The sequence below is a fragment of the Rhodococcus sp. (in: high G+C Gram-positive bacteria) genome (genome assembly GCF_049286785.1).
Classification (GTDB): Bacteria; Actinomycetota; Actinomycetes; order Mycobacteriales; family Mycobacteriaceae; genus Rhodococcus_F.
Genome location: NZ_JBAQEO010000871.1, coordinates 1 through 12,069 on the forward strand (window position 1 = coordinate 1; position 12,069 = coordinate 12,069).

Annotated in this window: 11 protein-coding genes; 2 read left to right on the top strand and 9 right to left on the bottom strand. The window is 64.2% G+C overall.

Annotated features, from left to right (window positions below; genetic code table 11):
* Positions 1 to 562: 562 nt before the first annotated feature.
* The 9 genes from WAW17_RS31065 to ramB all read right to left on the bottom strand — a co-directional run bounded on the left by WAW17_RS31065 (position 563) and on the right by ramB (position 9,291).
* On the bottom strand, positions 563 to 1,096 hold the full coding sequence (locus WAW17_RS31065; RefSeq protein ID WP_422336677.1) for a carboxymuconolactone decarboxylase family protein: 534 nt from the start codon (positions 1,094 to 1,096) through the stop codon (positions 563 to 565).
* Between the two features lie 150 nt (positions 1,097 to 1,246).
* Positions 1,247 to 1,945 (bottom strand): GntR family transcriptional regulator, encoded by a 699-nt coding sequence (locus WAW17_RS31070; protein ID WP_422336678.1) that lies wholly within the window; start codon positions 1,943 to 1,945, stop codon positions 1,247 to 1,249.
* Entirely contained in the window at positions 1,945 to 2,658 is a 714-nt protein-coding gene (gene urtE, locus WAW17_RS31075) for an urea ABC transporter ATP-binding subunit UrtE (protein ID WP_422336679.1), read from the bottom strand. The genes WAW17_RS31070 and urtE overlap by 1 nt, the downstream gene beginning before the upstream one ends.
* Positions 2,645 to 3,487, bottom strand: coding sequence for an urea ABC transporter ATP-binding protein UrtD (urtD, locus tag WAW17_RS31080; protein ID WP_422336680.1), 843 nt, complete (start codon positions 3,485 to 3,487; stop codon positions 2,645 to 2,647). Before urtD ends, urtE begins: the two co-directional genes overlap by 14 nt.
* A complete protein-coding gene (urtC, locus tag WAW17_RS31085) occupies positions 3,484 to 4,602 on the bottom strand; it encodes an urea ABC transporter permease subunit UrtC (protein WP_422336681.1) in 1,119 nt (372 codons plus the stop codon). Before urtC ends, urtD begins: the two co-directional genes overlap by 4 nt.
* A complete protein-coding gene (gene urtB / locus WAW17_RS31090) occupies positions 4,599 to 5,483 on the bottom strand; it encodes an urea ABC transporter permease subunit UrtB (protein ID WP_422336682.1) in 885 nt (294 codons plus the stop codon). Before urtB ends, urtC begins: the two co-directional genes overlap by 4 nt.
* A gap of 49 nt (positions 5,484 to 5,532) precedes the next feature.
* Positions 5,533 to 6,789: an urea ABC transporter substrate-binding protein gene (urtA, locus tag WAW17_RS31095; RefSeq protein WP_422336683.1), complete on the bottom strand. Its 1,257-nt coding sequence runs from the start codon at positions 6,787 to 6,789 to the stop codon at positions 5,533 to 5,535.
* A 307-nt stretch (positions 6,790 to 7,096) separates the two neighbouring features.
* The gene (locus WAW17_RS31100; RefSeq protein WP_422336684.1) at positions 7,097 to 7,825 is read right to left on the bottom strand and encodes a hypothetical protein; all 729 of its coding nucleotides are present in this window, start codon (positions 7,823 to 7,825) and stop codon (positions 7,097 to 7,099) included.
* Between the two features lie 50 nt (positions 7,826 to 7,875).
* Positions 7,876 to 9,291, bottom strand: coding sequence for an acetate metabolism transcriptional regulator RamB (gene ramB / locus WAW17_RS31105; RefSeq protein WP_422336685.1), 1,416 nt, complete (start codon positions 9,289 to 9,291; stop codon positions 7,876 to 7,878).
* 478 nt (positions 9,292 to 9,769) lie between these two features.
* On the opposite strand from ramB, the gene aceA reads away from it, so the two are divergent.
* Both aceA and WAW17_RS31115 read left to right on the top strand, forming a co-directional pair.
* On the top strand, positions 9,770 to 11,056 hold the full coding sequence (gene aceA, locus WAW17_RS31110) for an isocitrate lyase (RefSeq protein WP_422336686.1): 1,287 nt from the start codon (positions 9,770 to 9,772) through the stop codon (positions 11,054 to 11,056).
* 130 nt (positions 11,057 to 11,186) lie between these two features.
* Positions 11,187 to 12,069 (top strand): 3-hydroxybutyryl-CoA dehydrogenase (locus WAW17_RS31115; RefSeq protein WP_422336687.1); only part of this gene is annotated, 883 nt, incomplete at its 3' end.

Below are 12,069 nucleotides of genomic sequence, written 5' to 3' on the forward strand. Positions count from 1 at the left end.
TACTATCCCTATCGCATGGATGAGGGCGAAGCGTTTCAGAAAAAGCGAACTTCTCACATATTGAAATTAGACAACCGACCATTTTGATTTGGACACTTGATCAATAAAAGTTATTCACGCCGAAATATGAGCGACGTTTGTTTCTGGTGTTTATTCGTGTGATGTATGAAACATTCGGTGTGGGGTGCAGGGCCCCGGTTGAGGATGGCGAGAAACGCCCTCAGGCCGCGCGCGGCGGTGTCGGCGCTCCCGGCCGAAGGATGAGTGGACGGAGGGCCGGCTGCCGAGGTCAGGCGTCGAGCCCGCAGGTGGGCGGGGACGGTGGATACCCGCGCGGGCGTGGGGGACATGCGCCGCCCAGTGAAATTCGTCGGGACCGGAAGGGTGGCCGTCGGTGCGCTCGACACGCAAGAGCGGAGATCTGCAGAGCGGAGACCTGCAGAACCTGATCGGACGGAACTCGACACCGGCCGTCGCGTCGTCCTCGCTGTGAGCACTTCCTAGCCGCCTGTTGTTAACAAGTACTCACGGGTGGCGGCGAATACGCTGGGAGCTTGCGCGACTACGGGAAGTCGCGTTCGATCCGCAAGGTGCCGATGGTGGTGGCCAGTGCGTCGTACTGGGTCACGAGCAAGCAGAATTCGATGATCCGGCGGTCATCGAAGAACATCGTGAGGGTGGACCAGGCGTTGTCGTCGATGTTCTTGGTGGCGACCAGTTGATCCACCGCGGTGAGGACGGCGCGGTGGCGTGCACTCCATCCTGCAGCGGACGGTCCCGCGAACACCTGCTCGACCAGTTCGGATGTCACCCCGGCGCGACGGCCGAGCCGCACGTGATGATCTATCTCGTAGTCGCATCCGCGCAGGTGAGCCACGCGCAAGATGATCAGTTCCGTCTCGTGCCGGGAGATCTTCCCGCCCGGCATCAGCTTGCCGGAGTAGTGCAACCACCCCCGGAACAGCCCTCTGGTGCGGCCCAGGGTGCTGAACAGATGCGCATCGGGGGCGCCCGCCGCGAGCGAGAGGATGCGCCAGAGCACCCAGTTCACCGGGCCGAGTTCCTTGAAGCGTCCCGGTGGGATCCGTGCGGTCACGCCGCCCCCTTCTATTCGGTGCGCGGCCTCATGGGAGCGCAATGGAGGCGTCTGGCGAGACCGGCGCTGTATTACCGAGCGGTAGTAACGACGCTAGCATCAGCCCGGCCTCCGGCAAGGAGAAAACGGGTCTCCGCTTGGACGCTTGTCTCAATCGCGGACCGCCCATGCCATCCGCGCGTAGGACAGAGCCTGCTCAGCGCGGTCGATCACCATGTCCCGAGACTCGCTGATGTGAGCGAACAGAATGTCGTACGCCGCGTCGAGATCGCCGTTCAGGGCCAGCTCCGCCACCGAGATGTGTTCGTCGATGGTGGCGCTCATGCGATCGGGTGTGAGGTTGTCGAACATCCGCACCGGCCGGACCTTGGCATTGACGTTCGCGAGGGCGTCGGAGAGCGCGAGGTTGCCTGCCGCCCGCAGCAGAACAGTGTGGAACTGCTCGTCGAGAGCCACGAACCGGGCGTCGGGGCCGGGTGTGTCGGCCCGCAACGCGTACCAACTCTCGAGTTCGGGCCGCAGGATGCCCGGGTCGTGACTGAGCGACTCATCGGCGCGGACCCGGGATATTCCCTGAAGTTCGAGCGTGATGCGCAATTCGTAGAGTCCGGCGAGTTCGTCGATCCTGGGCCGGTACGGGAAGAGCCCTCCCATGTCCCGCTGGATCAGGCCGTCGGCGAGCAAGCGGGCCATCGCCTCCCGCACAGGTGTGCGTGACACTCCGTAGATATCCGCCAGACGCTCTTCCCCGAGTCGCTGACCGGGCGGAATCCGACCGCTCGTCAGGTCACTGCGCAGTGACGCGTACACCCGGTCGCTGAGGGAACCGACCGGCTGTCGGCGGATCATCAGATGGCCATTGCCGCGCGGACGTCGGAGACCGCGGAACGGACATCGGAGTCGGGTGCTGCGCCGCCGGCACCCGAAGAGGTGACTCTTCCCGATTCGAGGACGTAGTAGCGTTCGGCCGATTCGAGCGCGAAACCGACGTGCTGTTCCACCAGCAGAACTCCGAGACCGCCGCGGTGAGTGAGTTCGATGATGGTGCGTTCGATCTCCGCGACCACGGACGGCTGAATGCCCTCGGTGGGTTCGTCGAGGATCAGCATCTTCGGTTCGGTGATCAGGGCCCGGGCGATGGCCAGCTGCTGACGCTGACCGCCCGAGAGCAACCCGGCCCGCCGGTCGAGAAGTCCGCGCAGGGCGGGAAACAGTTCGAGTGCTTCTTCGATCAGCTGCTTGCCGCGTTGACGTCCGTCGGCCACCACCTGCAGGTTCTCGGCGGTGGTCAGCTGACCGAACGACTGCTGACCCTGGGGAACGTAGGCCAGGCCGCGCGCTACCCGGGCGCTCGGACGCAGGGTGGTGATGTCCTCACCGTCGAACATCACCCGGCCCGAATTTATTTTGATCAGCCCCACCGCGGCGCGTAGGAGTGTGGTCTTTCCGGCGCCGTTGTGTCCCATCACGGCAGCCACACCGTCCGGAGGGACGGCCACGGACACTCCGTGAATCACCTCGGTGCGGCCGTAGCCCGCGCGGACCTCGTCAAGCTCGAGCATCGCTGTCCTCTCTTTCGATCTCGGACTGCAGTTCGGGGGCATCGCCGGCTGCGGTGGTCCCGAGGTACACCTCCTGCACTCGGGGATCGGCCTGCACCTGCTCGACGGTGCCCTCGCTGAGGACCTTGCCGGCGTGCAGGACGGAGACCGATGTGGCGAAGGTGCGCATGAAGTCCATGTCGTGTTCGACCACCACGACGGTGCGTTCACCGCCGATGCGGCGCAACAGGTTCCCGGTCTCTTCCCGCTCCTCGTGGCTCATGCCGGCCACCGGCTCGTCGAGTAGGAGAACAGAGCAGTTCTGCACCAGCAGCATTCCGATCTCGAGCCACTGCTTCTGCCCGTGCGCCAGAATTCCCGCGAGGGTGTCGCGGAGCCTGCCCAGCCCGGTGACCTCGAGCGCCTCCTCGATCTGCGGCGCCGCGGTCTTGCGCTTCCGTAGCAGGGTCAGGGCCGACCGGCCTGCTCCCGCCGCGATGTCGAGGTTCTGCAGCACGGTCAGTTCTTCGAATACGCTTGCGGTCTGGAAGGTGCGGCCCACTCCGAGCCGGGCGATCTCGTGCACCTTCTTGCCGATCAGTTCCACCCCGGACTTGGTGACCGAACCCGTGGCCGGAACCAGTCCGGTGATGGCGTCGACGAGCGTGGTCTTGCCGGCGCCGTTGGGTCCGATCAGGAACCGCAGATCACCCTGCAACAGGGTGAGATCGACACCATCGACGGCCTTGAAGCCGTCGAAGCTCACCCGCAGGTCGCGAACCTCGAGGTACTCGCTGGACATTCCGGCATTGCCGCCGAGGACGGGTTGCTTGTGCGCAGCGCCGGTCATCGGGCCACCTCCAGTTCCGTTTCGTCGACCGAATCGCCGCCGGACGCGGTGTCCGGAGGCGGCAGGTCCTCGGTCTTCTTGCGCCGCTTCAGTAGTGCGATCAGACCGGCCACACCGGCGGGGAAGAACCCGACTACGACGATGAACAGCAGGCCCTGCGCGTAGGTCCACCCCGACGGGAACGACTCGGAGAACGCGCTCTGTGCCCAGGCCACACCGATGGCGCCGAGAACCGGGCCGAGCAGAGTGGCACGTCCGCCGATGGCCACACCGATCAGGAACGCGATGGACGGGACGATACCGACATCGGCGGGGGAGATGATGCCGACGATCGGCACGAACAGGGCTCCGGCGAGGCCCGCGAAGAAAGCGGCCGTCACGTAGGCGACGAGTTTGACGTTGGCAGGGTCGTATCCGAGAAAGCGAACTCGTTCTTCCTGATCACGCACCGCGACAAGGAGTTCGCCGTAGCGACTGTTCATCAGCTGCCGGGTGATTGCCACCACGGCCAGGAGGACGGCGGCCGCGATGAAGAACAGCGTCTGTTTGTTCGCGGGGTCGTTGAGATTGAACCCGAAGAAGGTGCGGAACCGGTTGAGGCCGTTGCTGCCGCCGGTGCTCTGCTGGCCGATCAGCAGGATCGCGAAGGCTGCAGCGAGCGCCTGGCTGAGGATCGCGAAGTAGGCGCCCTTGACCCGTCGCTTGAACACGCCGAGGCCCAGGAAGAACGCCACCAGTGCGGGTACCAGCAGGATCGCGAGGATGGTGACGATCGGGGACGTGAACGGCACCCAGTACCCGGGAAGCTCACGCAGACCTGCGATCTGCATGAAGTCGGGCACGGCGTCGCCACGCAGTTCGGCGTCGGCGATCTTCAGGTGCATCGCCATCATGTAGGCGCCGAGTCCGAAGAACACACCCTGACCCAGCGTGAGCATGCCGCCACGGCCCCAGGCGAGACCGATGCCGACGGCGACGATCGCGAAGCACAGGAACTTGCCGAGAAGATTCAACCGGAAATCGCTGAGAACTGCCGGGGCGACTACGAACAGGAGCAATGCGGCCACCGCGAAACCCGCCCAGACGCGGTAGCGGCCACTGGTCAGGATGCTCATACGAGACTCCTCGTCTTGACTGCGAACAGGCCCTGTGGCCGTGCCTGGAGGAACACCACGATGGCCACGAACACGATGACCTTGGCGATCGATGCCGTGGTCGAGTACTCGACGAACGAATTGAGGATGCCGAGCGCGAAGGCGGCGATCACCGCTCCCTTCATCTGTCCCAGACCACCGACCACGACCACCAGGAACGCGTCTATCAGATAGCTTTGGCCGATGGTGGGGCTGGTCGAGCCGATGAGCGTCAGTGCGACGCCGGCGACACCGGCCAGACCGGAACCGATGAAGAACGTGGTGACATCGGTACGGCGACTGGAGATTCCGCTCGTCTCCGCCAGGTCACGGTTCTGTACGACGGCACGGATCCGGCGTCCCATCGACGACTTCTGCATGGCCAGCGACAACACGACGACCGCCGCGACCGCCAGCACCATGATGAACAGACGGGTCCTGGGTACCACGGCGCCGAAGATCTCGATGCCGCCGGAGAGCCATTCCGGTGCGATGACATTGACTGCCGGCGCGCCGAAGATGTCCCTCGCCAACTGCTGGAGTACCAGGCCCACCCCGAACGTCACGAGCAACGTGTCGAGTGGGCGGTGGTACATGCGCTTGACCAAGGTGACCTCGAGGAGTACACCCATTGCACCACCCACCACGAAACCGACGAGCAGAGAGACGAACAGTGAACCCGTCGCGCTCGAAATAACCTGCTGCACCACATAAGCCGTGTACGAACCGGCCATGATGAACTCGCCGTGCGCCATGTTGATGACGCCCATCTGACCGAACGTCAAGGACAACCCCAACGCCGCCAGCAGCAGAATCGATCCGATACTCAACCCCGTGAACAGCTGTCCGATCACTACATCCATGGATGTATGTCCCTTCTTCCCTCTGCCTGTCGGCTCGTGTAGTGGTGAACTAACTGCCGAGCGACTCGGCCCAGGGGTAGGACTGCAGGTACGGGTCCGGCTCGATCGGTGAACCTGAATCCCAGACCGCATAGATGAGACCGTCGCCGCGGATCTCACCGATCCGGGCGGTCTTGGTGATGTGGTTGTTGGAGCCGTCGATCGTGACCTTGCCCTCCGGCGCGTCGAAGGTGACACCGTCAGCGGCTTGCTGAATATCCTCGGTGGCAAAGGAATCGGCCTTCTCCACCGTGCTCTTCCACAGGTAGACGGAGGTATAGGCGGCTTCCATCGGGTCGGACGTCGGCTTGTCGGCGCCGTACTTCGCCTTGTACGCGTCGACGAAGGTCTTGTTCTCCGGGGTGTCGATGGTCTGGTAATAGTCCCATGCCGTCAGCTGGCCTTCGATGTTCTGGACACCGATGCCGCCCACCTCTTCCTCGGCGATCGACACCGAGACGACGGGCATGTCGGTGGCCTTCAGGCCCACATTCGCGTACTCCCGGAAGAAGGCGACGTTGGAATCACCGTTGAGCGTGTTGAACACCGCGTCCGCGTCGGCGGCACGGACCTTGTTGACGATGGTGGAGAAGTCGGTGGAGCCGAGCGGTGTGTAGTCCTCGCCCTTGATCTCGATGCCGTTGGCCTCGGTGTATGCCTTGATTATCCGGTTGGCCGTCTGCGGGAACACGTAATCGCTACCGACGAGGTACAGCGACTTGACGCCCTTCTCCTTCAGATAGTCGAGGGCAGGCACGATCTGCTGGTTGGTGGTGGCACCCGTGTAGAAGATGTTGTCCGAATCCTCGAGGCCCTCATACTGCACGGGGTAGTAGAGCAGCGAGTTGTTGTCTTCGAAGACCGGCAGCATCGCCTTGCGGCTCGATGACGTCCAGCCACCGAATACCGCTGCGACACAGTCGCTGCTGATCAGCTTCTCGGCCTTCTCCGCGAATACGGTGGGCTCGGAAGCCCCGTCCTCGGCGACGATCTGGATCTGCTTGCCGAGCACACCACCCGAGTTGTTGATCTCTTCGACCGCGAGAGCGATCGAGTCTCGGACGGTAACCTCACTGATGGCCATCGTGCCGGAAAGCGAATTCAGCGACCCGACCTTGATCGTGTCGCCGGAGGTGTCCACGCAGGAGGCTGCGGTGGACTCGCCGGCGGTCTCGTCGGAAGCCTTGCTGCCGCATCCGGTCAGCACGAGCCCGATCGCGGCGAGCGCGGTCGGAGCAGCGAGGGCGCGCTTGGAGAAGGTGCGCATGTACGGGCCTTTCGGTCGGGGGAAGGGAGACTCCGCAACCCGAGACGTGTATCCGCCCCGCGTATACAGAGTCGTGCTCGATGTGCCGAAGATTAGGCGGCAGTTGTTGCGCCTGAGTGACTGTCCGTGACAAGTTCGTGGCGCGGATTACCGCCGTGTGAACAATCCCGGATGGTGAGCCCACGGGAGTTGAGTTGCGCGCGGTTGCAGACCGATTCGCCGTTCGTGCAGAAGATTCCCTCTGCATCCTGGGAGTCGGTCTGCGGGTGGATGGGCGCCGGGCGCGGTGTCAGTTCTCGGCGCGGTGTCAGTTCTCGGAGCGCCGCAGCGTGGAGACGATCTTCGCTGCGAGTCCGGTATCCGGGGCATCCGACACGCCCTGATCGGTGGTGACGATGAATACGACGGTGTCCGGCTCGGTCTCAGAGGTTGTCGTGATGACCGTGTACCGAGCGGACGGCGCCGTGCACCCGTCCTCCTGCTCGATGTTCCGGACCGTGGCCGAAATCTCGACGGCGGGGTGCCCGGACACCGAGAACTCGCGCGGTGCACTGAGTATCACCTCGGGAACCCGGCCCGACTCGGAGGTGAAGATCGACTCGACGGCGGCAGCGTCGGCCTGTGCCGCCGCCGTCAGATCGACAGTTCCGCTGCCGGCAACGCCCGCCAAGGCACGGGAGTGCTCGCTGCAGGCAACAGATTTCAATTCGGACGCCCCGCTCATGGTGCGGATCGGTCCTTCGTCGTTCTCCCACCCGATCAGTGTTCCGGGCGAGTACACATTCCAGTCCGGCGGCACGTCGTAGGTGAGCCCACGCTTGGCCGCCACCGGCTGCCAGCCCGTCGGCGTAGCCGGACCGGGCACTCCGACCGCGTCCGCAGCCGACGAAGCAGGAATGCGTTCGGCTGCCCCGGCCGACGCAGCGGCCCTGCCCTCGATCGACTGAGCGCACCCGGATGCGAGCAGTCCCACCATCAGGACGGCGCACGCGGGTACGGCACGGACACGGCCTTCTTCGAAATATCCCCCCAGCACGAGGGCAGAGCCTACCGCGGGTTCAAAGGATTCCTGAAAGGTGCTCGTTCTCAGTGGATCAGATACGGTGACACCGAGCTGCGGTGCTCGCTGATGTCGAGCTGCTTGCCCAGCGGCGGGAAGGCACGCTGGGGGCAGTTGACGCGCTCGCACACGCGGCAGCCCGACCCGATGGGGGTGCCGGGGTTCGACTCGTTGTCGAGGTCGAGTCCGTCCGAGTAGACCAGGCGGTGGGCGTGCCGGATCTCGCAGCCCAGCCCGATCGCGAAGATCTTCGCCGGCTGTCCGTACCGGGCCGCCCGCCGTTCGACCGTGCGGGCGATCCACAGATAACGCCGCCCGTCGGGCATCTGCGCGATCTGAGTCATGATCTTGCCGGGGTAGGCGAACGTCTCGTACACGTTCCACAGCGGGCAGGTGCCGCCGCTGGTGGAAAAATGGAAGCCGGTGGCCGACTGCCGTTTCGACATGTTCCCCGCCCGATCGACGCGCACGAACATGAACGGGACACCGCGCAGCTTGGGACGCTGGAGCGTCGAGAGCCGGTGACAGACCGTCTCGTAACTGACCGAGTAGAAGGCGGACAGGCGCTCGATGTCGTAACGGAAGTCCTCGGCGACGTCGTGGAACTGCCCGTACGGGAGCACGGTGGCCGCGGCGAAGTAGTTGGCCAGGCCGAGTCGGGCGAGGGCAACGGACTCGTCGCTCGTGAAACCGCCCTCGGCGACCATCTTGTCGATCAGCTCCCCGTATTCGAGGTAGGCCAGCTCGGTCGCGAACTTGAACACCATCTGTCCACCCGACAGGTGTGTGGAGATCTCCAGCACGCGCGTCTCCGGGTCATAGCGGTGCAGCACGTTCTCGCCGAGGTCGATGCGTTTGACGATCTGCACGTCGTGCACCGTCTGTAACCTGCGCGCGATCTCACCGCCCACGTCGCCGCGGTGGAAGCGCAGGCGAGCCGTGAGGTCTTCCGCCGCCGTATCGAGGTCGTGGAGGTAGTTCTGACGTTGATAGAAGTAGTCGCGTACCTCTTCGTGCGGCATGGTGATGGAACCGCTGCCGCTGCCGTCGCTGTAGCGGTCCTCGGTTGCCGCCGCCAATTGTGCGGTGGTGTTGCGGAACCGCCGGTGCATGTTGACCATGGCCTTCGCCAGACCGGGATGCGACGCCACCATCTCGGCGATCTCCTGGGCGTCGGCGTCGATACCCATCTCCTGGTCGAGGGCCACCTCCCGCATCTCGGCGATCAGACGTGTGTCGTCCTGCGACGAGAAGAACGTGGTGTCGACACCGAACACCTCACTGATCCGCAGCAGCACCGGCACCGTCAACGGCCGGACGTCGTGCTCGATCTGGTTGAGGTAGCTGGCGGAGATCTCCAGCGACTTGGCCAGCGCCGCCTGGCTGAGACCACGCTCGGTGCGGAGCTGACGCAACCGGGTGCCGACGAAGGTTTTCGACATGTCGCCAGGTTAGGAGCGGCTTCGCCGCTTAGCAACACCCCATTCGCAGCCTTTGCGTCCCGAGCCGGCCTTCTGGGGCGGCGGACCGGGGCGGCGCGCAATCGACTGGGCGTGATTGCAGTCACAGAATGCTCGTTCCGGTTGCGAAAGACCGCACCGGCACTGTCTGTCGGGCACCCTCACACCGCACGTGTCGGACATGTGCGGTGTGAGATCGAGCCCCCCGTGCTGCCTGCGGTTTTCCCTACTGGCGGGTAACCAACGGGCTGTCGAGAGTTCCCGAGAAATCGCCCGCGACGGCAATTTTACTTCGCAGAGTTAGCAAAGGCGTTTGAAAAGCTAGCCAAGATTGGCATTAGCAACAGGTAGACGGCACTTTTTGTCTGTGTCATCCTCGGTAAGTACCTAGGAAGGGCCTGGCAAGGATGTGAAGCAGTACGTCCGTACCGGGCCAGCAGATCGAAGAGATGGAGCCTTGATGTCGACCACCGGCACCCCGAAGACCGCAGCTGAGATTCAGCAGGATTGGGACACCAACCCGCGCTGGAAGGGAACTACCCGGAACTACACCGCGGAGCAGGTCGTCAAGCTCCAGGGCACCGTCGTCGAGGAGCAGACCCTCGCTCGCCGCGGCTCCGAGATCCTCTGGGATCTCGTGAACAACGAGGACTACATCAACTCCCTCGGCGCCCTCACCGGCAACATGGCCGTCCAGCAGGTCCGCGCGGGCCTCAAGGCCATCTACCTGTCCGGCTGGCAGGTTGCCGGCGATGCGAACCTCTCGGGCCACACCTACCCCGACCAGAGCCTGTACCCGGCCAACTCGGTTCCGGCTGTCGTTCGTCGAATCAACAATGCGCTGCTCCGCGCCGACGAAATCTCCAAGGTCGAGGGTGACACCTCGATCCAGAACTGGCTCGCCCCGATCGTCGCCGACGCCGAAGCCGGCTTCGGTGGCGCCCTCAACGCATACGAGCTGCAGAAGGCCATGATCGTGGCCGGTGCTGCCGGTGTGCACTGGGAGGACCAGCTCGCGTCGGAGAAGAAGTGCGGCCACCTCGGTGGCAAGGTGCTCATCCCCACGCAGCAGCACATCCGTACCCTCACCTCCGCCCGCCTTGCTTCCGACGTCGCGGACGTTCCGTCCGTGATCATCGCCCGCACCGATGCGGAGGCCGCCACCCTCATCACCTCCGATGTGGATGAGCGCGACCGCGAGTTCCTCGACGGCACCCGTACCGCCGAAGGCTTCTATGGCGTCAAGAACGGTATCGATCCCTGCATCGCGCGTGCCAAGGCGTACGCCCCGTACGCCGACCTCATCTGGATGGAGACCGGCAAGCCCGACCTCGAGCTCGCCAAGAAGTTCTCCGAGGCCGTTCGCAGCGAGTTCCCGGACCAGCTGCTGGCGTACAACTGCTCGCCGTCCTTCAACTGGAAGGCTCACCTGGACGACGCGACCATCGCGAAGTTCCAGAAGGAGCTCGGCGCGATGGGGTTCAAGTTCCAGTTCATCACCCTGGCAGGCTTCCACTCGCTGAACTACGGCATGTTCGATCTGGCCCACGGCTACGCCCGCGATGGCATGACGGCCTACGTCGACCTGCAGGAGCGCGAGTTCGCTGCCGAGGCACGCGGCTACACCGCCACCAAGCACCAGCGTGAGGTCGGTGCCGGCTACTTCGACACCATCGCCACCACGGTTGATCCCAACACCTCCACGGCTGCCCTGAAGGGTTCCACCGAAGAGGGTCAGTTCCACTGAGCCTCGTTTCCGAGGTGGCAGCCTGAGCGGCTGCATTCGATCGAGGTTCTACCTGATCAAGCCGAAGCCCGGGGAGTGGCCACCAGGCCCCTCCCCGGGTGACGACTCCACTAGACGAAAAGGAGCTGACGTGACCAGCGAAAAAATTCAGCGCGTCGGCGTGATCGGCGCCGGGATCATGGGTGCCGGAATCGCAGAGGTGTGCGCTCGCGCGCACGTCGACGTCCTGGTGTTCGAGCAGACCCGCGAACTTGCGGCGGCAGGGCGTTCACGCATCCTGCGTTCGCTCGATCGCGGAGTGAGCAGTGGCAAGATCACCGAGCGTGAGCGTGAGCAGGCCGCCTGGCGGCTGCGTTTCACCTCCGACCTGGGTGATTTCGCGGACCGGCAGCTCGTCGTGGAGGCCGTCGTCGAGGACGAGAAGGTCAAGAGCGAGATCTTCACCGAACTCGACGAAGTCGTGACGGACCCGAACGCTGTGCTGGCGTCCAACACGTCGTCCATTCCGATCATGAAGCTGGGTATCGCCACGAAACGACCCGAACGGGTCATCGGCATGCACTTCTTCAATCCGGTTCCGGTTCTTCCTCTCGTCGAGCTGGTCACCACCCTCAAGACGAGTAAGACGGTCTCCGAGCGGGCCGAAGCCTTCGCGAGCCAGGTGCTGGGCAAACAGGTCGTCCGATCGGCCGATCGCTCCGGATTCGTCGTGAACGCACTCCTGGTGCCGTACCTCCTCTCCGCGATCCGCATGGTGGAGTCCGGTTTCGCCACCAAGGAGGACGTGGACAAGGCTGTCGTCCTCGGCCTGGCACACCCGATGGGACCCCTCGCCCTTACCGATCTCGTCGGTTTGGACACGGTCAAGTCCATCGCCGACTCCATGTACGAAGAGTTCAAGGAGCCGTTGTACTCGGCCCCGCCGTTGCTGCTTCGCATGGTCGAAGCAGGTTTGGTGGGCAAGAAGTCCGGCGCAGGCTTCTATGAGTTCGGCGAGAACGGCCGGGTCAGCA